This is a genomic window from Variovorax sp. F042 (assembly GCF_057814215.1).
In genome coordinates, this window is sequence record NZ_JBVASX010000017.1 from 59,088 (window position 1) to 76,482 (window position 17,395).

Here is a 17,395-nt window from a genome sequence, read left to right on the forward strand (position 1 = left end):
TCGCGTTACTGCCCGTTCGGGAGGCCGAGAGCGTCATAGCCTGGCTCTAGGTACTGCGTGCCGACGTTGTACTGGCTGCCGGTGTTATAGGCGCTTTGCTGGGCGTTCTGCTGGCCGTTTGAGTTTTGCCAGTTGTTATAGAGACGCGAGCCAAGCATTGCGCCGCCCATCGCAGTAAGCGCCGGGTTGCTTGAAGTGCCCATGCTGGTGCTCTGCGTGCCGTAGCCCTGGCCCAAGCCGTTGGCAGCGTTGGAGAACTGTTGCCAGTAGTTGAACGGCGTGTTCTGGATCGTGTTCGCGTTCGTCAGGTCATTTGCGTTGTAGCCGGCCAGCGTGCCCAACAGACCAATGCCCGTCGTGAGGTTGTTCATGTTCTGGCCGTAGGCGTCGTTGAACAACTGACGATTGAAACTTTGGTCCCACTGATACATACCCATCTGATTTTGGTAATCCTGCATTCGCATGCTCGAATCCACATTGCCGAGGGAGGTTTGCAGCCCGCGCTGTGCGTTCTCGTTGAGCTGCTGAACACCGGAGTTGCCAAAGGAGCCGGAACGCACCATGGCCGAGTTGTAGGCCGGCTGGGTCGTCAGGTTGTACTGGCGCGTTAGATCGTCCTGCGCGCGGTCGATGTTCTGTTGAAGGTAGGGGTTGTTCTGCCCAAGGAATGGGTTTTGATCGCCAAATCCGGCCATGTTTTTTCTCCAGCGCTTCGCAGCGGTAGGGGTTGATCGGAAAGCCTTACCAAGCCGTGTTGCCGGATGCAGATGCAGCAGCGTTTGCGCCCGTGTCTCCGATGCCGCCACCTGCCGGCGTGCCGTAGCCGCCGCCCGAGGTCCACATGTAGGAAAGTGGGTTTGCAGGAGGCATCTGGTACGCCGTGGCTTGACGCCCGTAGATGTTGTTCGGATCGGCGCCGCCGTTCTCGAAGTACTTGGACATGTCGCGGTAGGCCTGCGTGCCAGGCTGAGGCGTCGGCATGCCATATTTGAACGAGCCGTAGCCACCTTTGCCGAGCATGGTCTGGCCGTCGAAGCTCAGCATGTTTGCACCGTTCAGCACGTCGCCCTGCTGGGTGAAAGTGCCTTGATCCTGCTGCGGCTGTTGAACTTGAGGCGTGTTTTGTGCGGGAGCGCTATTGCTGGATCCGCTCGCCATCTGAGCAAGCAGGCCTTTCAACGTGTCTCCGCTGGCGAAGTCGAAAGACAGGGGGCGGGCGTTCTGGTTGTTGCGGTCGTAGGCGAGGGGCTGCGCACTCAGTTGCGACAGGAGGCCCGGCACCAGAGCGCGCATGTAGTTGCTCTGATTGCCTTGGTTGGCATACGCTTGGTTCTGCAACTGGCTGAACGGCTGGGCCGTATAGGCGTCCTGCAGATTCTGGCCCTGCGTCACGTTGTTCAAGATCCAGGGCTGTACCGGCGCCCATGGTTCCTTGCTCTGCGTGCCCGAGCCGGCGCCACCGCCGCTCGATCCACCGCCGCCGCTCGAAAGTGCGCTAGATGCTACGGCGCCGATTACTGGTGCTGCGATGCTCCATGGCATATCAGTTCCTCCCCGTCTTAATACAGACGATCATGGTGATTCGGTCGCGCTGGCTGTCGTTCGTGACCCAGTGCGTATGCGAGTTGTCAAACCAAAACAGATCGCCGGGCTTGGTCACAAGTGACTGCCCTTCAAAGTGAAAGGTTTGCTCTGGTGCGGCCTCGATCTGAACGGCGTACTTGTCGTAGTAACGGGCGTGCCATCCGGGATCGGTGTGCGGCTTGCAGATTTGCCCAGGCTTGATGCGCGTAATAAGCACACCGCCGAGGCGTTCCCCACGAACTGCAGCCATGAGGGGGTAAACAATGTCTTTGACCGGCAGGAGGTCGGCGCACGGATACCAAACCGATTCGTGGGAGCCGTCCTCTTTCATCGTGGCCGGGTCTGCATAGCGCGCCCAAATGTCGGACAGGCCGTGATGAGGCGAGGTTTCCGGCGCAGTCCTGCCAGTGTTCTGGTCCCACAGCTCCGGGTGTGTAGCCAATGCGGCTTGCATCGGGGCAACGTCGATGCCTTCGGTAAGCAGGAGGATGCGCGGATCAGTCACTCCTGAAGCTCCCGGATCATCGAGCCCATAAGGGCGTCGTCAGGAGCCGCAATCACCACCTCATCTACTTCGCCCGGATCGGTGCAATCGGTCGCATGGATGCAGTACCAAATTACGTCAGTGAGCGCCTTCACGCCGTGATGCTTGCCAGCCGTAATCGTGATGCAGGCGGGGCCGGTCTTCTCGCTTCGCACGCCGTCAATCAGCAATTCCACAGTGCCGGAAGCCAGCACGGAAAGATGATCGTGCTCGTGCTTGTGTTGGACAAGAATCAGGCCAGCGGCAATGCGCGTTTCCTTGGCATACACCCCGCCGCCGAAGTGATGCGAGATGGGCAGGTCTTCAAGGTTCGGAGGGCGATTCATGCCATGTAGGTTAGGCACTGCACCTCCCTTTCTCCATGTCGCAGAATGGCGATTAATGCGCTTCGGTTGCGACAACTACCAACTCTCGCGGCGTTGTTCGATCCACGTCGCCAGATCCATCAACCGGTAACTGATCTTCGACCCGGCAACTGGCCTGTTGTAGTAGATCGGTCCTTTGCCTTCACTGCGAAGGTTCTTGAACGATCCAGGCGCATAACCAACCAATTTTGCGGCGTCCTTTTCGCCAACCCTCATATCGGCACTCGTTGGAATATCGTCTCGGGTCACTACGTTCAAAAGCATCCTCATAGTGCTCTCCACGAGGTTCTGTAGCTCTTCAGGTGCTCGCTCCAGCATCATTTGACATCCTCCGCGAACAGCAGCCCCGCGACGGATCTGTCCGAATCGTCGGGCGTCCGCGGAGCCTTTTCTCGGTTGCCATCTGATTTCCGAGGAACGACATCTGGCGCATTCCCCATCCCGACAGGAACATAGGGCGCTGGATCGTGCGGTGTGAAGTCATCGGCGAAGTCATCCACAGCCATGTCCAACAAATCCACGAGCGAGTTGATCAAGCCCATCTCAAAGGTGAGATCTGCATGCTTCCAATCGGCGTCATTCGCGAACTTGTGCTGGAGTTGCAAGGCGTGCTGTCGAACACGAAGCATGTTTCGTTTCAACCGGTCGATGTCTCGTGCCTGTTCGGCAAGGGTGGGCTGATCGGCGCTCGGTTCAGATGGAATCGCAATCAGACCGAGCCGTTCAGCAAGAAGGCGAACGTGGATCGGGTGAAGGTCAACGACATAGCTGTCGCCCACGGTTTCGTTCTCCAGCCGCAGGTTGCCGTTGTCCAAGGTCTCGATGCTCAAGTGCGGGATGAATTCGTTCATGACTTGCTTTCAATGCGAGGTTGTCAGTGCAGCAGATGGCTTCTCTAGATGGTTTCCGTGAGACGGTGTAGAGAGCGACTGCAAAATGGGTCTGATAGCACCGTGAGACGGTGTAGGGGAGGGCTTCTCTACGCCGTGAGACGGTGCAATAGAGCGCCTCTCTACACCGTGAGACGGTCTAAGGCTTGCGTTTTGGTAGGCACCTCTCACAAAGGTCTGAGAAGCGCCATCGTCATAGCCTGGCAGGCGGTCCAGCGTGCGCCATGTGACGGCGTACCAGCTCGCTTTGTTGGGGCGGTGACCCATCACGGTTTCGTGGATGAAGCCGGCGGCTAACAGTTCGCGCTTGGCACGGGTGATCACATCGGCGCTCTTCCATCCCCTTTTTGAAAGGTAGGCGGCAGAGGCCAGCAATCGTCCGTTGTTGTCGCGGATGAACTGCCGAGCGATCTCCAGCAGCAGAGAGCGTGCAGGATGGCTTAGGGCGGCGTAGGCGGGGCTATCGAGCACGGACCAAGGCAGCGCAACAAAGCCGCCTGAATCGCGCCCAGAATCGCCCCGCAGGCCGCTATTGCGGCGGTTGGCCATCCTGGGTCATCCTCCCAGTTGCGTAAGGCAGCGACTGAGAGACCGAAGGTCTGGAACCTCTCGACAGCGCGACAACCATCCCACCGCATAGCCGCCTGAACCCATCTCGTAGACACTGACGCCTGCGCGCAGCGCTCGCTCCATCAGCAGGGCCTTGAGCTTCACTGAGGGGTCGCCGATAATCGAGCTGTTAGTGCTTAGTCCTTGCGCCTGGGTTGCGGCTGCCACCGCTTCTCCAGGCGTTCTCGTTTGCGCGACGCTCATGGTGCATCTCCCAGCGGAAGCTCCACCAACGTGTATCGCGCCATGCGCGCGTGCCGAAGCCCGTCGGCTGCGTATCCGTTGAACAGATCTGTGACGATGTTGTATCCGCGAGCCCGGAGACCCCAGATGCGCGCGCTGACCTGGTAGCAGCCGACAGCTCTCAAATCGTCAGTACTCTTCGGCCCCGACATGAGGGCTTGGATAATGCGCAACTCTTGGGCGGCTGTTGCGGTGCTCTTTTCGCTCGGCTGCTGGGCAGGGGGGAGCATGTTGGCGATTACGCCCGCCGCGGCGAGAGGGTTGGTATCGGTCATTGCGACAGCCCTCCCGCACGCTTTTCAATGAAGGCCTCGACAGCCCCAGCGTCCCACACGGTCACGGAGTCACCGAGCTTGAACGGTTTCGGAAACTTTCCGTCACGCACCCAGCGCCAAACTGTGGCCGGGCTGACTGGCAACAGCCCAGCTTTGGTGCTGGAGGTTGCGAGATCGGCGAGACGGTAAAGGCGTGGTCGCTCTTGTCTGATGGCTGCATCCATTACGACACCTCCAGCAGGCGCTTAATGTCGGCTACCGGCCAGGCAAGACGGCCATTGATGTTCAGCGGGGCAATCGGCCCCTCTCCGTTGCAATGCCACTTGCGCAGCGTTTGAGGTCTACGGCCAAGGTAAAAAGCCGCAGCAGCCGTGTCTACGGTGTCACGGGTCACAGTCCCCAGAGGGGGAAACTGTATCAAAGTCTTTTCCATCTCCATCCTTACGCCTCGCGGCAAATTGATGTTTCCTGTAGTCAGCACCGGGATTGGTGGGTCTCTACTCGGTAGATGGATGTTCGTTGCCTGTGTTGTTTGGGAATACCCCTGTACCGTTTCCTTTAGTGCCTATAAATCATCGACGGCAATAAAAAAGGATGCTCTGGGCATCCTTGGGAAAACTTACTCGGCTTTCTTTGCGGCTTCCGCGATTCGGAGCCACGCGTCGGCACTTTTTGCGTGTTCGTGCGTCGCCCTCCCTGCTGCGTAGTAGTGCTGCTCCAGGGCGGCAACCTTGAGCTTTCCGTCTCTGCCGGTCATTTTTTGTACGCGTGGCTTCCACGCCTCGGCCCCCATCACCTGCCTGATCGCGTCGCGCAGAGACATTGGGGTCCCGCTCGGAGGCTCGCTCGCTCGCACTCGGTCAATGTCAACCTTGAACGCCGCTTTGTCATACGCGGTCCATTCTTCCGGTCTACCTGCGGGGGGGACAACCTTAAAGCCGGGAACGTGCTCTTTGGCGAGTGCAAAGGCCAGCGCCATATAGTCACCGTCATCTACGCCGTGGGCCTTGAACAAGAGCGGAATCTTCTTGCCCAATTCGCTGGCGACGCGGTTGCTTTCTTGCGCTATAGCGGATTCATCCGCGAGTGGACCGAACTGCGTTCTCACAACTGGCCTGAGCAGGTTTCCTGAATACTTCATCTTGCACCCCCAAAGTGCAGCCCTGAAATAAAAGGCCGGCGCGGGTCCGTCAGGGAAACGGATGTTCGGGAGCAACCCCTAGCGCCTTCCAGCTTCAACATATCACACCGGGCGTGCTGGCTTATTTGCCGCGATACCCGCCACCATCTCTTCCGCTGTTTCTAGCGCCCTGGCCGCGTATGGAACGTCTTCGGCGAACAACCCCAGCAGGTTTACTCTGCCGCTCGGGTCGTCGTCGTCAGTAGGCACACCCTCAGCGCTGAGGATGCAAAGGCCTGTCACTTCCCCTCTACTGATCTTCACCATGAGCTGCGCCAGACGCGCCGACATGGCCGCCTGCCAACTCGGCAATTCGACTTTGCCGTCATAGTTGTTTCGCTTCACACCAGTGAATGTCAGGACGTTGGAGCGCCTCGCCTTGCAGGGCTTGTGGCGACCCTTGGCCGGGGTCACAGCACGCCGTTCGGGGAATGCCAGGACATTGGTAGCCGCGAGGGCTTGAGCGGCCTTACGCATGGCTATCACCCTCGACGGTGATGCACTGAGACCGCAGGAACGACTGAAAAGCGCTGTCTTTGCGTGCATCCAGGAAATTCGCGCGCTCCCGGGTGACTGCCCGCAGCGGTGCGGTTCTGAAAAGCTGCTGAATCTGTTGAAGCAAGGCGCACAGTGTTTCCCCCGCGTCGTCAGTCAGTTCAAAGGGAAAGTCATCGATACAGACGCGCTGATCTGTGCGCGCAAGGCGCCACAGCATCATGGTCATATCGGAACCCAGCGCGCGGAAGTCGCCTTCACTGATGGCGACACGGGAAACGGCCGCTTGCTTGGCGTGCCTGGCCGCGAGCATGGCCGCATGCTCCGCGTTGACGGCAGCGCGGCGCCGGGCTTCTTCGTCGGCGGCAATGCCAAGGGTAACCGTGACCTTTTTCCCTATGACGGGACGGCAAACGTTCAGATAACCCGGATCGCGCGGCACGCGCTTGCGCCCTTGGCAAAGAATGCCGTTGTAGAACGTGGCCGCTACCTTCGGCATGCCAGCTTGCCCGGGGAGTTGGTCGGCGGTGATAAGGCCGGATGCAATCAGCGCTTCGGTTGTTCCGAAGAACATGTCACACCAGGTGTATGCCTTGTTGATGGTCACGCCCTCGATGGTGGCGCTTGGGGTTGCTGCTGCTCGAAGCTGCTGGATAATGCTTGTAGCCATGATGTGCGGTCCTTCATAAGTTTGCACGTTGTGGTTAGACGGTCCTTGGTGTGTCCAGCACCTTTGGGCCGTCGTCTTTTGTGGCCTGCTATTTGCGTGGCAGACCAGCACGTCATCGGCGATGGATGAATGCCAAGATCTCAGCGCGCAGCCAAAGCCTGTTTCTCGGTGTGCTTGTTGGCGCTTCCTCGGGGAATCCCGGCAATTTGACCAGCACATCGCGGGCGTGGCGCAGGGAGCAGTGATGCATTTCGGCAATGTCATCCAGCCGCATTAGCTCAGTCATTCCTAGGCTCCTTTGCTCGGTCGATCCTCTCGCGCACCCACTGTGCTCCGCCCAGGCGTTGCAGCTTTGTGCGCTGTTCTTCGGACATCTTCAGCGTGACGCCTATCAACGGTGTGTCGCCGATCAGCGGCTTACGCCCTTGACCCCGCCTAAGGCCACCCCATCCCTTTTTCTCTTGCTCTTCGTTCATGCCAGTCCAGAAACGAGGGCGGCATGCGCGGAAGTAGTTGCGACCTTGGCGGCTGCGGCAGCAGCTTGCAGGCCGACGGTCCAGTTTTGTTTGCTGCGGTTGATCACTTGCGGTCTCGTCACGTTGATTTGGTTTTGTTATGGTAATCCGAAAACAAGATCTAATCTAGGCGCTATAGGGGGTGGAAACCCTTATGAGGCCTGATGACTGCGGCTATGTCGTCTGATCTGAAAGCGGGGATCCATCGAGCCCGATTGAGAGAAGTGAGCCGGCCGGGAACCTACAAAACCTACGAAAGGGGCTTTTGTAGGTTTTGTAGCCCCGTGGGCAGCACCTTTTTAAGAAACCGCCGCTCTTGGGCGCACTAGGGTGGCGTTTATACCTACTGGAGTTGACGGACAGGGGAACACACTCGGCCAGCCCGATTTAGGGCGCGAGGAACACAACATGAAGAAGCTTCTTATCACCGCTGCCGCCCTCTTGGCGTTTTCGGCATTCGCGCAGGACCACTACCGCAACGGGTATGTGCGAAAGGATGGAACCTATGTCGCGCCCAGCTACGCGACCAACCCCAACAACACGCGCACCGACAACTACAGTTCCCAGGGAAACGTAAACCCGTACACCGGCAAACAGGGCACAGTGAACCCGTATCAGCAGCCCAGCTATCAAGCGCCGCAGCCGCAGCGGTGTGGAACGAACCAGTTTGGGCAGTACGTCTGCCGCTAGTCTCGCGTTGACAATGAAGGGGATGAGGGGAGGTCGTTAGAACCAGGGACTGAGCAGGCGGCCAATCCATCCTCCGATCTGAGTCAGCAAGATGGCCAGCCCGCATAGCGCATAGGTCGATGGCAAGACAATTTCCATGTGAAGACGGGTAGGCCAATTCCAGGGCCGATAGCCCAGTTCCGATGACCAAATTGTCTGAGCAGTGAAGCTTGCAGTTTCAACTTGGCCGTTGAGCGTGAGCACGTCAAACTTGAACTGATCATTTGGGCCGGTGTTCTGAAACCTCTTGAATGTGGTGAACGGTTCGGCGATGAATTTTTTCTCTTCATGGCGCGTGATCATGTGCTGAGCAAACTGCACGTTTCTCGCTCTCACATTGGTGACCCTCCACCAAGTGAGTTGCAGTAGCCAAGAAAGTAAAACGAGGATGAGACATGCCGCCCAACTCTTGGCTCCCGCCGCCAAGCCGAGCAACAGTGAGGCGGCCGTAATGAACATTGTTCGGTAGGCCTGCAAGAGGGAATCTTGCACAGTCCAGATGCTGTACAGCGGAGCGGAGTCTGGGAATTGGTTCATGGCGCCGAGCATACAGACGGATGCGGTTCTCGCTACGGCTCGCACCGGGCCGCGTGGTAGTTCAAACTGCCGCAAGCCCAACGTCGTGAACTTTGGCGCTCGAATCGAACGTGACTTGCGCCTGTTCCAACATCCATGCTTCGATTCGCTCATGGTGGACGCGCAGCAGATCGAGAGGGCGCACCGTGTAGTGCTTCTCCGCCGTGGCGCTAGGCTTGTGACCCATGATCTGGGCGACGACACCGGCAGGAATCTCTAGCCACTCGGTCAGGCTCTTGAATGACCGGCGCAGGCCATGCAGCGTCAGTCCTTCCACCTTCGCCGCGATGCACGCATCAGTCATGGCGCCGTTCGGATCGGTGAGGTGGGAATCCGCCTTGCGCATGCTGGCGAACACATAGCCATTCGTCCTTGGCAACGCCGACAGGAGAGACCAGACATAGGGAGTAAGGGGGATCTGCCTTTCTCCCTCTACCTTGTCGCGGATGGTGATCCCTTTCCACCGTTCGTCTATGTCGGTCCAACGCATAGCGAGCAATTCGCCGCGGCGCGAGCCGATCAGCAGGAGCGTTTGCAGGTAGGCTGCCATGACGGGGGAGGGAAGGGCGCGCACCGCTGAGAACCATGCAGGCATTTGCTCCCGGAGCAGCACGTCCTTTTTCTTGCCAGCCTTGCCGAATGCGTCTCGCGTCTTGCGGGTCTTGGCCGCGTCGGGAATCACGATGGCCTTGTAGTCGGCTTCTTCGCTGCACCAGGTAATGAACGCCTTCAGGCATCGCCACGCGAGCCGCCCATAGGTCTTGCGCTCCTGGCCCTGCTGGGCAGACCATGCCTCTATCGCCTCCGGCGTGAGGTCTGCAAGCTTCATTGAGAGTAGGGGATAGATCGGGCCGGGCTTCGTCTGTCCGGTGCCGCGGGTGCCCCGATTGAGCACCTTGCCGCCCTCCTGGGCGAGCTTTTCATGGTCGGCGTAGTGCCGTACTCCCCACTTGGGTTTGCGGGCCTGAAGATAGACCGTCCAAGCATCGCCCACGGTCACGGCGTCTTTCACCGCCTGCACTGCAGCCGCGGCCCTGGCCTCTTCGCGCTGGCGGGCTATCTCGCGCGGATCATTCCCGCCGTCCATGGCTACACGGTAGCGGAAGGCTTCGGCCCGAGCTGCATCGATGCGCCAGGCGCGCACGTCGCCAATCGTGCGCCGGATGGTCTGCCGGTCTAATTTGGCCTCAAATACGAACGACTTGGCCCCGTTCGCAGTGACGCGCACGCGCAGGCCGGGCGCCTTGCTGTCGCGCAGAAACGCCTGTTGCTTGCCAGGGGGGCACGTCAGCCGCTCGATTGCTCCGGTGGTGAGGTCTATTGGCTCGGAGAGGTCGAGCGCTTGATTGCGTGGGGGACGGGCCATGAGGTTCCTTGCCGTGTAGCCACCATGTAGCCGCGGCACATGAATTTTCCGGAATATTCGTCAACGCCTGAACCCGGAAAGCGATCCGGCGTAGAGGGGAAATTCGTTGATTTCCAATGATTTTAGCGATGGAACGGAATGCTTCGGAATGTTCTGTTCGCCGGACTCATAATCCGTTGGTCGATGGTTCAAGCCCATCACGGCCTACCACTGCTTCTTGTTTTTGCCCGTTTTCGGAACGAGCCTCAGAACAGGCTATAATCGAAGGCTCAGCGGCTGTAGCTCAGTTGGATAGAGTACTTGGCTACGAACCAAGGGGTCGTGGGTTCAATTCCTGCCAGCCGCACCATCTCCAGAAATGCCCGGAAGATTCATCTTCCGGGCATTTTTCTTTTGTGCCTTCGCGTGGATTCGGCCGGGCAAATGCAAAAAGGGTCGAAGAAAGCGGGCTATAATTGCAAGCTGTGCGGCTGTAGCTCAGTTGGATAGAGTACTTGGCTACGAACCAAGGGGTCGTGGGTTCAATTCCTGCCAGCCGCACCATTACAAGAAAAGCTCGCAACGAAAGTTGCGGGCTTTTTTCATTTGGAGGATTCTGCTTTGAGCAAGGCATTCACCAAGGAAACAGACTCTGACGGGGATGACGACGGCGCCGATGGCGCTTTGCCTCCGTTGCCCGCAGGCAGCAAGAACTACATCACCCCCGAAGGCTACGCGCGCCTGCGCGACGAACTGTTGCAGCTGATGGACGAGGAGCGGCCGAAGATCGTCGAAACCGTGCATTGGGCGGCCAAGAACGGTGACCGCTCCGAGAACGGCGACTACCTCTACGGCAAGAAGCGCCTGCGCGAGATCGATCGCCGCATCCGTTTTCTCACCAAGCGCCTCGAAATCGCGGAGGTCACCGATCCTTCGGTGCACCACGGTCGCGATCAGATCTTCTTCGGCGCCACCGTTCGCTATGCCGACGAGATGGGTGACGAGCGCAGCGTCACGATCCTAGGCATCGACGAAGCGGAGAGCGCGAAGTCGCAGGTCAGCTGGATTTCGCCGATTGCGCGGGCGCTGCTCAAGTCGCGCGAAGGCGACGTGGTGAAGCTCGTCACGCCGGGCGGGGCGCACGAGGTCGAGATTCTGTCCGTGAGCTATCCGGCGCCGCGCCCAGCCGCGGCGTAACGGCGCCTCAGGGGGCGGGAACCGTCCTCGACGCGGTCAGCACCGACGCGGTACGTCGGGCCGCGCGCAACACGGCATCCAGATGCGTGCGGTCGCGCACGGCGATCACGAAGCGCAGGTCGGTCGAATCCTGCGGGGTTTCGTCGGCCATTTCCACATGGGTGATGTCTGCTTCCGCATCGGCCAGCGTGGCTGCGACCCGCGCCAGCACGCCCTTGTCGTTGCGCACGGTGATGACCACGCCGGTCTCGAAGGCGCGCGTGGGTTCGTCCGCCCACTCGACGGCGAAGAAGCGTTCGCTGTCTTTATGGCGCAGCCGCTGGCCAACGCCGCAGTCTTCCGTGTGTACCACCAGACCTTCGCCATGGCCGAGGTAGCCGACGATCTGGTCGCCCGGAATCGGCCGGCAGCACAGCGCAAAGCGCACCGACGAGTTTTCGCTTCCATCCAGCGTGACCGCCCCCTGCGACACGGTTTCGTGCGAGATGAAGCGCTCGCGGCTCAGCAGCAGCGCATCGGGCCTTTCGCCCAGTTCGGAGAGCATTGCCACCAGCCGCTTCGCGACAATGCTGGCAATGCGCTTGCCCAGGCCAATGTCGGTCAGCAGTTCGGAGCGGGTGCGGTTGCCGGTGAAGCGCAGCAGCTTCTCCCACAGCGCCTGGTGTTCCTCGTCTTCCTCGGGCAGCTTGCTCAGGCCTTCGGCGCGCAGTGCCTGCGCGAGCAGCTTTTCGCCAAGGCCTTCCGACTCGGCGTGCGCCAGGGTCTTCAGATAGTGGCGGATCTTGGAGCGCGCCCGGCCGGTTCGCACGAAGCCCAGCCAGGCCGGATTGGGCGTCGACACCGGCGCGGTGATCACTTCGACCACGTCGCCGTTCTTGAGCTCGGTGCGCAGCGGCACCTGGTCGCCGTTGATGCGCGCGGCCGAGGTGTGGTCGCCGATGTTGCTGTGGATGGCGTAGGCAAAGTCGACCACCGTGGCGCCGCGGGGCAGGGCCATGATCTGGCTCTTGGGCGTGAACACATAGACCGCATCCGGAAACAGGTCGACCTTGACGTGGTCCCAGAACTCGGCGGCGTCGCGTGTTTCGTCCTGAATGTCGAGCAGCGACTGCAGCCACTTGGTGCCCAGCCGGTCGTTGCTGGCCGCGTTCGGTTCGGCCGCCTTGTACAGCCAGTGTGCAGCCACGCCCGATTCGGCCACCACATGCATTGCCTCGGTCCTCAACTGGAACTCGACGCTCACGCCGGCAGGGCCGACGAGCGTGGTGTGCAGCGACTGGTAGCCGTTGAGCTTGGCGATCGCGATGTGGTCCTTGAACTTGCCCGGCAGGGGCTTGTACATCTGGTGCAGGATGCCCAGGCCGGTGTAGCAGGCGATCACGTTCGGCACGATCAGGCGGAAGCCGTAGATGTCGGTCACCTGGGCGAAGCTCAGGTGCTTTTCTTCCATCTTGCGGTAGATCGAATAGAGCGTTTTCTCGCGCCCCGCAATGCGCAGCGTCATGTTGGCTGCGGCAAAGGCGGTTTCGACCTCGCGCTGCACCTTCTGGATCAGGTCGCGACGTCGGCCGCGCGCCTTGGCCACGGCCTTCGACAGCGTGGCATAGCGCCACGGTTTCAGATGCCGGAACGACAGCTCCTGCAACTCGCGGTAGGTCTGGTTCAGCCCGAGGCGATGCGCGATGGGCGCGTAGATCTCCAGCGTTTCGCGCGAGATGCGGCCCCACTTCTCGCGCGGCGCATCGGCCAGCGTGCGCATGTTGTGCGTGCGGTCCGCCAGCTTGACCAGGATCACGCGCACGTCGCGCGCCATGGCCAGCAGCATCTTGCGGAACGACTCGGCCTGGTTTTCTTCGCGGGTGTTGAACTGCAGCTTGTCGAGCTTGGTCAGCCCGTCGACCAGTTCGGCCACTGGGGCGCCAAAGCGCTCGATGAGTTCGGGCTTGGTGACTCCGCAGTCTTCGATGGCGTCGTGGAGCAGGGCGGCCATCAGCGCCTGCGCATCGAGCTTCCACTCGGCGCATTGCGCCGCCACGGCGATGGGGTGGGTGATGTACGGCTCGCCGCTGTTGCGCAGCTGTCCGAGGTGGGCTTCGTCGGCGAAGCGGTAGGCGCGGCGGACCAGCTCGGTGTCTTCGGGGCTCAGGTAGTCGAGGCGCGCGGTCAGTGCGGCAAAGCTTGCGGCGGCCGCGTTCAGCGCAGCCGGACTCGGCTTCGGCGTGCCCTTGGGGGCATGGGACTGAGATTTGGCTACCGCGCTCATGGCTACCACTTTAGCGTGACCGCTGTATGGACGCGTTCAGGCATAAAAAAAGCACCGCTTTGCGGTGCCTTTTCGTTGCAGGGCTGCGTCAGATCAGCCCGGCACCTTCTTGAGCATTTCGAGGCCGATCTTGCCTTCGGCGATTTCGCGCAGGGCGGTCACGGCGGGCTTGTTCTTGCTCTCGATCTTGGGGGCATGGCCCTGGCTCAGCATGCGCGCACGGTACGTGGCGGCCAGGACGAGCTGGAAACGGTTCGGAATATTGACGAGACAGTCTTCGACGGTGATGCGGGCCATGATGAGAATCTTTCTGTCTGTGAGCGGATGAACTCGGATATCAGGGGATGTTCAGTGCGGCGAATGTGTCGGCACGTGCACGGCGCTGTGCGGAATACCGGAGCCGCTGAGCGTGGACGATCGCCTTGAGATCGAAAAGCGCGCGCTCAAATAACTCGTTGATTATAACGAAGTCGAATTCCCCCGCCCGGGCCATCTCTTCGGCGGCGTTCTTCAGGCGCAATTCGATGACCGAGGCGCTGTCTTCGCCGCGCCGTTCGAGGCGGGAGCGCAATTCTTCCCAGCTGGGGGGCAGGATAAAGATCATGACCGCGTTGGCAAAGGTCTTGCGGATCTGCAGTGCACCCTGGAAGTCGATTTCGAGGATGACGTCGGCCCCCTGGGCGATCCGCTCCTCGATGGCCCTCTTGGAAGTGCCATACCGGTGGCCGTGCACATGGGCCCATTCCACGAAGCCGTCCGCCGCGATCAGGGCGTCGAACTCCGTCGGCGAGGCAAAAAAGTACTCGCGGCCGTGCTTTTCCTGCCCGCGCGGCGACCGGGTCGTGTGCGAAACCGAGGGCTGCACAGCCGAATCGAGCTCCATGAGTGCCTTGACCAGGCTCGATTTGCCGGCCCCGCTGGGCGCAGCCACCACGAAGATATTGCCGGGGTAATCCATTCTTTCGCTCGTCGTCATTCGATGTTCTGCACCTGCTCGCGCATCTGCTCGATCAGGACCTTCATGTCCACGCCGATGCGCGTGAGCTCCAGCGCCGCCGATTTCGAGCCCAGGGTGTTGGCCTCGCGGTGCAGCTCCTGGATCAGGAAGTCGAGGCGCTTACCGATTTCTCCGCCCTTCTTGAGCAGCCGCTCGATCTCGTCGAGGTGCGAGTTCAGCCGGGTGAGCTCCTCGGCCACGTCGATGCGGATCGCAAAGGCGGTGGCTTCGGTCAGCGCGCGGTCCTGGGCGGCTTCAGGCAGCGTGCCGCCCGTGCCGGCGGTCAGGCCCATGGCCTCCTGCCAGCGCTCCAGGAAGCGGGTGCGCTGCTGTTCGACCAGCTGCGGCACCAGCGGGCCCGCCTGCAGCACCAGGGTGCGCAACTGGCCCAGATGGGCTTCGAGCATCTTGGCCAGCCGCGCGCCTTCGCGCTGGCGGGCCGACATCAGGCCTTCGAGCGCTTTTCCGGCGACATCGAGCAGGTCGGGGCCCCAGTCGCCGCGGGCGGCGCTGTCGCCGCCGGCCAGGCGCAGCACGTCGGCCACACTCAGGTCGCGGGCACTGGGCAGCCAGGCCTTGATGCTGTCCTGCACCCCGTTGAGCCGCTGGAGCAGCTTGACGGAGGGCTCGACCACACCGGCCTGGGCCGTGTTCTCGATGGCGGCCCGCACTTCGACCTTGCCGCGCTTGAGCTTGCCCGTGAGCAGCTCGCGCAGCGCGGTTTCATGCTGGCGCAGTTCCTCCGGCAATTTGAAGGTGAGATCGAGGAAGCGGCTGTTGACCGAGCGGATTTCTACCCCGAGCCGACCCGCGGCTGCAGGCCGTGCCTCGGCTTCGGAGTGGCTGCCTGCGGACCCGTTCTGGCCGCTGGCGTAGCCGGTCATGCTGTAAACTGGCATTGCGCCTCACTGTGGTTTTGCTTGCATGCACCGAGGCGTCGGCACGGCGTTCGCTTGCCGCACCATCGCCTTCGGGCGAAACTCCCGGATTATGTCAAAGGTCAAGCCTACGCCCCTGTTGCCCGATACGGTCATTGGTGGTTACCGCGTTGTACGCCGGCTTTCCGCAGGTGGGTTCGGTGTCGTCTATCTCGCCATCGACCCCAGCGGACAGCAGGTGGCCATCAAGGAATATCTGCCGTCTTCGCTTGCCACGCGGGGGCCGGGCGAGCTCGCGCCGCAGGTGCCGCCGGAGAAGCTGTCACTCTACCGGCTGGGGCTCAAGAGCTTCTTCGAAGAGGGCCGCTCGCTCGCGCAGATCTCGCACGCCTCGGTGGTCAGCGTGCTCAATTTCTTCCGCGAGAACGAAACCGTCTACATGGTCATGAACTACCTGGAGGGCGCGACCCTGCAGGATTTCGTGGTCACGGCGCGCGACCTGAAGAAGCAGAAGGTGTTTCGCGAGTCGACCATCCGTTCGCTGTTCGACGAGATCTTGCGCGGCCTGCGCATCGTCCACCAGTACAAGATGCTGCACCTGGACATCAAGCCGGCCAACATCTTCGTCACCGACGACGACCGCGCCGTGCTGATCGACTTCGGCGCCGCGCGCGAAGTGCTCAGCAAGGAAGGCATCTTCATCCGCCCGATGTACACCCCCGGCTTCGCGGCCCCCGAGATGTACCGGCGCGACTCGTCGATGGGCCCGTGGACCGACATCTACGCCATCGGCGCCTGCATCTACGCCTGCATGCAGGGCTATCCGCCCAATGACGCGCCGCGGCGCATCGAGAAAGACAGGCTCAGCCTGTCGCTGTCGCGCCTGCGGGGCGTGTACTCCGACAACCTGATCGAGGTGGTCGAGTGGTGCATGTCGCTCGACCCGCTGTCGCGCCCGCAATCGGTCTTCGCGCTGCAGAAGGAGCTCAGCCGCGAAGGCGAGCGCCGCTACACCAAGCTCACGGTGGGCGAGAAAGTGCGCCTGTCGATCGACAACATCCGCTCCTTCGACAAGAAGAGTCTGCCCAAGGCTGCTGCGCCCACCACGCGCCCTGCATGACATCATGAAATTCTCCGTCTTCCAGGTCAGCCGCAAGGGCGGACGTCTCAAGAACGAAGACCGCATGGGCTATTGCTACACGCGGGAATCGAGTCTGTTCGTGCTGGCCGACGGCATGGGCGGCCATCCGGAAGGCGAGGTTGCGGCGCAGTTGGCGCTGCAGACCATTGCCGCGCTCTATCAGCGCGAAGCGCGCCCCGTCGTGAAGGACGCAAAGGCCTTCCTGGCCGAGTCGGCCATGGCCGCGCATCAGCAGATCATGCGTTACGCGAGCCACAAGGCCATGCTCGACACGCCGCGCACCACCGTCGTCGCGGCCGTGCTCCAGGGCACAACCGCGACGTGGATGCACTGCGGCGATTCGCGCCTGTACGTCGTGCGCGACGGCCGCCTGCTGGTGCGCACGCGCGACCACTCGCACGCCGAACGCCCCAAGCCGCACGGCTCCGACATGCCCGTCAACCGCAATCTGCTGCTGACCTGCCTCGGCTCGCCGACCACGCCGCTGTTCGACGTCTCGGCGCCGCTGCAGCTGCAGCGCGGCGACCGCATCATGCTGTGCTCCGACGGCGTCTGGGGCGTGCTCGACGACGAACTGATCGTGCACACCCTCTCGTCCGACAAGCCCGTGTCCGACGCCGCCCCCGATCTCGCCGAGATGGCCCTGCGCAAGGGCGGCGCTCACAGCGACAACGTCACGCTGATCGCGCTCGAATGGGAAATGCCCGACAGCACGGGCGACGATCGCAGCGGCGTGTCTACCGAAACCATCGAAGACGGCGTGTTCGCCTCGACCATCCAGGCCGGCATGCCGTCGGACAACGAAATCGACGACCTCGACGAAGACGCCATCGAGCGCTCCATCGCCGAAATCAACGAAGCCATTCGCCGTTCCGCTGCACGCAAGACCTGAGCGCGCG

General features: G+C 61.3%; 23 protein-coding genes and 2 tRNA genes. 6 read left to right on the top strand and 19 right to left on the bottom strand.

Features of this window, described 5'->3' with window-relative positions; translation table 11 throughout:
- Nucleotides 1-5: 5 nt before the first annotated feature.
- The 13 genes from ACZYSP_RS31815 to ACZYSP_RS31875 all read right to left on the bottom strand — a co-directional run bounded on the left by ACZYSP_RS31815 (nucleotide 6) and on the right by ACZYSP_RS31875 (nucleotide 7,141).
- A complete protein-coding gene (locus ACZYSP_RS31815; RefSeq protein ID WP_489018466.1) occupies nucleotides 6-695 on the bottom strand; it encodes a hypothetical protein in 690 nt (229 codons plus the stop codon).
- Nucleotides 696-741: 46 nt separating this feature from the next.
- Nucleotides 742-1,542 (bottom strand): hypothetical protein, encoded by an 801-nt coding sequence (locus tag ACZYSP_RS31820; RefSeq protein ID WP_489018468.1) that lies wholly within the window; start codon nucleotides 1,540-1,542, stop codon nucleotides 742-744.
- 1 nt (nucleotide 1,543) lies between these two features.
- Nucleotides 1,544-2,089, bottom strand: a complete 546-nt coding sequence (locus ACZYSP_RS31825; protein WP_489018470.1) for an aspartyl/asparaginyl beta-hydroxylase domain-containing protein — start codon at nucleotides 2,087-2,089, stop codon at nucleotides 1,544-1,546.
- Nucleotides 2,086-2,454 (bottom strand): hypothetical protein, encoded by a 369-nt coding sequence (locus ACZYSP_RS31830; protein ID WP_489018472.1) that lies wholly within the window; start codon nucleotides 2,452-2,454, stop codon nucleotides 2,086-2,088. The genes ACZYSP_RS31825 and ACZYSP_RS31830 overlap by 4 nt, the downstream gene beginning before the upstream one ends.
- Before the next feature lie 75 nt (nucleotides 2,455-2,529).
- On the bottom strand, nucleotides 2,530-2,814 hold the full coding sequence (locus ACZYSP_RS31835; protein ID WP_489018474.1) for a hypothetical protein: 285 nt from the start codon (nucleotides 2,812-2,814) through the stop codon (nucleotides 2,530-2,532).
- Nucleotides 2,811-3,344 (bottom strand): hypothetical protein, encoded by a 534-nt coding sequence (locus ACZYSP_RS31840; protein ID WP_489018476.1) that lies wholly within the window; start codon nucleotides 3,342-3,344, stop codon nucleotides 2,811-2,813. The genes ACZYSP_RS31835 and ACZYSP_RS31840 overlap by 4 nt, the downstream gene beginning before the upstream one ends.
- A 9-nt stretch (nucleotides 3,345-3,353) precedes the next feature.
- Nucleotides 3,354-3,932, bottom strand: coding sequence for a hypothetical protein (locus ACZYSP_RS31845; RefSeq protein WP_489018478.1), 579 nt, complete (start codon nucleotides 3,930-3,932; stop codon nucleotides 3,354-3,356).
- A gap of 260 nt (nucleotides 3,933-4,192) precedes the next feature.
- Complete coding sequence (locus ACZYSP_RS31850; RefSeq protein WP_489018480.1) at nucleotides 4,193-4,510, bottom strand: helix-turn-helix domain-containing protein; 318 nt, start codon at nucleotides 4,508-4,510, stop codon at nucleotides 4,193-4,195.
- On the bottom strand, nucleotides 4,507-4,734 hold the full coding sequence (locus ACZYSP_RS31855; RefSeq protein ID WP_489018482.1) for a helix-turn-helix transcriptional regulator: 228 nt from the start codon (nucleotides 4,732-4,734) through the stop codon (nucleotides 4,507-4,509). The genes ACZYSP_RS31850 and ACZYSP_RS31855 overlap by 4 nt, the downstream gene beginning before the upstream one ends.
- A gap of 395 nt (nucleotides 4,735-5,129) precedes the next feature.
- A complete protein-coding gene (locus ACZYSP_RS31860; protein WP_489018484.1) occupies nucleotides 5,130-5,726 on the bottom strand; it encodes a hypothetical protein in 597 nt (198 codons plus the stop codon).
- A gap of 27 nt (nucleotides 5,727-5,753) precedes the next feature.
- Nucleotides 5,754-6,167 (bottom strand): hypothetical protein, encoded by a 414-nt coding sequence (locus ACZYSP_RS31865; RefSeq protein ID WP_489018486.1) that lies wholly within the window; start codon nucleotides 6,165-6,167, stop codon nucleotides 5,754-5,756.
- On the bottom strand, nucleotides 6,160-6,855 hold the full coding sequence (locus tag ACZYSP_RS31870; RefSeq protein WP_489018488.1) for a hypothetical protein: 696 nt from the start codon (nucleotides 6,853-6,855) through the stop codon (nucleotides 6,160-6,162). Before ACZYSP_RS31870 ends, ACZYSP_RS31865 begins: the two co-directional genes overlap by 8 nt.
- Before the next feature lie 112 nt (nucleotides 6,856-6,967).
- Nucleotides 6,968-7,141: a hypothetical protein gene (locus tag ACZYSP_RS31875; RefSeq protein WP_489018490.1), complete on the bottom strand. Its 174-nt coding sequence runs from the start codon at nucleotides 7,139-7,141 to the stop codon at nucleotides 6,968-6,970.
- 637 nt (nucleotides 7,142-7,778) lie between these two features.
- Here ACZYSP_RS31875 and ACZYSP_RS31880 point away from each other — a divergent pair.
- Nucleotides 7,779-8,060, top strand: coding sequence for a hypothetical protein (locus tag ACZYSP_RS31880; RefSeq protein WP_489018492.1), 282 nt, complete (start codon nucleotides 7,779-7,781; stop codon nucleotides 8,058-8,060).
- Between the two features lie 36 nt (nucleotides 8,061-8,096).
- Here ACZYSP_RS31880 and ACZYSP_RS31885 read toward each other — a convergent pair whose 3' ends face one another.
- Nucleotides 8,097-8,636 (bottom strand): hypothetical protein, encoded by a 540-nt coding sequence (locus tag ACZYSP_RS31885; RefSeq protein ID WP_489018494.1) that lies wholly within the window; start codon nucleotides 8,634-8,636, stop codon nucleotides 8,097-8,099.
- Between the two features lie 61 nt (nucleotides 8,637-8,697).
- Entirely contained in the window at nucleotides 8,698-10,041 is a 1,344-nt protein-coding gene (locus tag ACZYSP_RS31890) for a tyrosine-type recombinase/integrase (RefSeq protein ID WP_489018496.1), read from the bottom strand.
- A gap of 272 nt (nucleotides 10,042-10,313) precedes the next feature.
- Between ACZYSP_RS31890 and ACZYSP_RS31895 the strand changes: the two genes are divergently transcribed.
- From ACZYSP_RS31895 to greB, 3 genes are all read left to right on the top strand, one after another.
- Nucleotides 10,314-10,390, top strand: a tRNA-Arg gene (locus ACZYSP_RS31895).
- A 117-nt stretch (nucleotides 10,391-10,507) separates the two neighbouring features.
- Nucleotides 10,508-10,584: transfer RNA gene (locus tag ACZYSP_RS31900), tRNA-Arg, on the top strand.
- A gap of 57 nt (nucleotides 10,585-10,641) precedes the next feature.
- On the top strand, nucleotides 10,642-11,217 hold the full coding sequence (gene greB, locus ACZYSP_RS31905) for a transcription elongation factor GreB (RefSeq protein ID WP_093059692.1): 576 nt from the start codon (nucleotides 10,642-10,644) through the stop codon (nucleotides 11,215-11,217).
- Nucleotides 11,218-11,224: 7 nt separating this feature from the next.
- Here the strand turns inward: greB and ACZYSP_RS31910 are convergent, their stop codons facing one another.
- From ACZYSP_RS31910 to ACZYSP_RS31925, 4 genes are all read right to left on the bottom strand, one after another.
- Entirely contained in the window at nucleotides 11,225-13,480 is a 2,256-nt protein-coding gene (locus ACZYSP_RS31910; RefSeq protein WP_093081838.1) for a RelA/SpoT family protein, read from the bottom strand.
- Between the two features lie 93 nt (nucleotides 13,481-13,573).
- Nucleotides 13,574-13,777, bottom strand: a complete 204-nt coding sequence (rpoZ, locus tag ACZYSP_RS31915; RefSeq protein WP_007835875.1) for a DNA-directed RNA polymerase subunit omega — start codon at nucleotides 13,775-13,777, stop codon at nucleotides 13,574-13,576.
- A gap of 40 nt (nucleotides 13,778-13,817) precedes the next feature.
- A complete protein-coding gene (gmk, locus tag ACZYSP_RS31920) occupies nucleotides 13,818-14,438 on the bottom strand; it encodes a guanylate kinase (RefSeq protein WP_093059689.1) in 621 nt (206 codons plus the stop codon).
- A gap of 14 nt (nucleotides 14,439-14,452) precedes the next feature.
- A complete protein-coding gene (locus tag ACZYSP_RS31925; protein WP_093059687.1) occupies nucleotides 14,453-15,376 on the bottom strand; it encodes a YicC/YloC family endoribonuclease in 924 nt (307 codons plus the stop codon).
- A 91-nt stretch (nucleotides 15,377-15,467) separates the two neighbouring features.
- On the opposite strand from ACZYSP_RS31925, the gene ACZYSP_RS31930 reads away from it, so the two are divergent.
- On the top strand, nucleotides 15,468-16,475 hold the full coding sequence (locus tag ACZYSP_RS31930) for a serine/threonine protein kinase (protein ID WP_042673779.1): 1,008 nt from the start codon (nucleotides 15,468-15,470) through the stop codon (nucleotides 16,473-16,475).
- A 4-nt stretch (nucleotides 16,476-16,479) separates the two neighbouring features.
- Nucleotides 16,480-17,388: a PP2C family protein-serine/threonine phosphatase gene (locus ACZYSP_RS31935; protein ID WP_093059685.1), complete on the top strand. Its 909-nt coding sequence runs from the start codon at nucleotides 16,480-16,482 to the stop codon at nucleotides 17,386-17,388.
- Nucleotides 17,389-17,395: the final 7 nt, after the last annotated feature.

Excerpts from the sequence above, each read along its gene's own strand:
- ACZYSP_RS31870 (WP_489018488.1), bottom strand. The coding sequence starts at position 6,855 with ATGGCTACAAGCATTATCCAGCAGCTTCGAGCAGCAGCAACCCCAAGC.
- ACZYSP_RS31925 (WP_093059687.1), bottom strand. The coding sequence starts at position 15,376 with ATGCCAGTTTACAGCATGACCGGCTACGCCAGCGGCCAGAACGGGTCC.
- ACZYSP_RS31880 (WP_489018492.1), top strand. The coding sequence starts at position 7,779 with ATGAAGAAGCTTCTTATCACCGCTGCCGCCCTCTTGGCGTTTTCGGCA.
- ACZYSP_RS31845 (WP_489018478.1), bottom strand. The coding sequence starts at position 3,932 with ATGGCCAACCGCCGCAATAGCGGCCTGCGGGGCGATTCTGGGCGCGAT.
- ACZYSP_RS31815 (WP_489018466.1), bottom strand. The coding sequence starts at position 695 with ATGGCCGGATTTGGCGATCAAAACCCATTCCTTGGGCAGAACAACCCC.
- ACZYSP_RS31930 (WP_042673779.1), top strand. The coding sequence starts at position 15,468 with ATGTCAAAGGTCAAGCCTACGCCCCTGTTGCCCGATACGGTCATTGGT.
- ACZYSP_RS31935 (WP_093059685.1), top strand. The coding sequence starts at position 16,480 with ATGAAATTCTCCGTCTTCCAGGTCAGCCGCAAGGGCGGACGTCTCAAG.
- ACZYSP_RS31850 (WP_489018480.1), bottom strand. The coding sequence starts at position 4,510 with ATGACCGATACCAACCCTCTCGCCGCGGCGGGCGTAATCGCCAACATG.
- ACZYSP_RS31830 (WP_489018472.1), bottom strand. The coding sequence starts at position 2,454 with ATGAATCGCCCTCCGAACCTTGAAGACCTGCCCATCTCGCATCACTTC.
- ACZYSP_RS31855 (WP_489018482.1), bottom strand. The coding sequence starts at position 4,734 with ATGGATGCAGCCATCAGACAAGAGCGACCACGCCTTTACCGTCTCGCC.
- ACZYSP_RS31840 (WP_489018476.1), bottom strand. The coding sequence starts at position 3,344 with ATGAACGAATTCATCCCGCACTTGAGCATCGAGACCTTGGACAACGGC.
- ACZYSP_RS31835 (WP_489018474.1), bottom strand. The coding sequence starts at position 2,814 with ATGATGCTGGAGCGAGCACCTGAAGAGCTACAGAACCTCGTGGAGAGC.
- ACZYSP_RS31875 (WP_489018490.1), bottom strand. The coding sequence starts at position 7,141 with ATGACTGAGCTAATGCGGCTGGATGACATTGCCGAAATGCATCACTGC.
- ACZYSP_RS31820 (WP_489018468.1), bottom strand. The coding sequence starts at position 1,542 with ATGCCATGGAGCATCGCAGCACCAGTAATCGGCGCCGTAGCATCTAGC.
- ACZYSP_RS31865 (WP_489018486.1), bottom strand. The coding sequence starts at position 6,167 with ATGCGTAAGGCCGCTCAAGCCCTCGCGGCTACCAATGTCCTGGCATTC.
- rpoZ (WP_007835875.1), bottom strand. The coding sequence starts at position 13,777 with ATGGCCCGCATCACCGTCGAAGACTGTCTCGTCAATATTCCGAACCGT.
- gmk (WP_093059689.1), bottom strand. The coding sequence starts at position 14,438 with ATGGATTACCCCGGCAATATCTTCGTGGTGGCTGCGCCCAGCGGGGCC.
- ACZYSP_RS31910 (WP_093081838.1), bottom strand. The coding sequence starts at position 13,480 with ATGAGCGCGGTAGCCAAATCTCAGTCCCATGCCCCCAAGGGCACGCCG.
- ACZYSP_RS31890 (WP_489018496.1), bottom strand. The coding sequence starts at position 10,041 with ATGGCCCGTCCCCCACGCAATCAAGCGCTCGACCTCTCCGAGCCAATA.
- ACZYSP_RS31885 (WP_489018494.1), bottom strand. The coding sequence starts at position 8,636 with ATGAACCAATTCCCAGACTCCGCTCCGCTGTACAGCATCTGGACTGTG.